The following is a 631-nucleotide window of genomic DNA, read 5'->3' on the forward strand; positions in this document are numbered from 1 at the left end:
GGAGAGCTTCCAAGGAACAGCACCACTCTGTGAAGACGGCGGCGAAGCGCCATGCCGAACAACGGCGACGTTCCCTCGGATCACCGGTGCAGTGCTGTTGCGGCGCTGCCCGGTTCGGAGACGGTTAGATGGAGGGCTTCGTGACCGCACCCTCGGGCATGACACCGTCGATGACGAACCGCCATAAGGCAATCAGGAGTTTGCGCGCGAGCGCGACCACCATGACCTTGCGAACGCGGCGGCCAGTCGAGCCGACGCGTTCACGGAACCAGACCACCTGCGCGGCCCCTGGCTGGTAGCGTTGCCAAAGCCAGGCCAATTCGACCATCACCGTTCTGAGCCGACGGTTGCCTGCTTTCCCGATACCCTGCTCACGATCGATGCCCCCGCTGCTATACGGCGTCGAGGTGAGCCCGGCATATGACCCGAGCGCCTTGCCATTAGCGAAGCGTCGGACAAAGGCCTCTCGCACCAGCACGGTTGCGCTTTGTACACCGATGCCACGCAGGCTGATGAGTTGCTGGATCATCTTACCGGCCTGGTCCGGAGCACGGGTTTTGGCAACGGCATCACGTTCAAGTTCCAACTCCGCAATTTGCGCAAGAACAAGTTCTAGCCTCGTAAGCAAACG

At 61.6% G+C, this 631-nt stretch carries 1 protein-coding gene; it reads right to left on the reverse strand.

The features are described 5' to 3' along the window. Positions 1-124: 124 nt before the first annotated feature. The coding region (locus Q3C01_RS44885; protein ID WP_458151751.1) for a transposase at positions 125-631 on the reverse strand (507 nt) is incomplete at its 5' end.

It is taken from the genome of Bradyrhizobium sp. UFLA05-109, assembly GCF_054185165.1.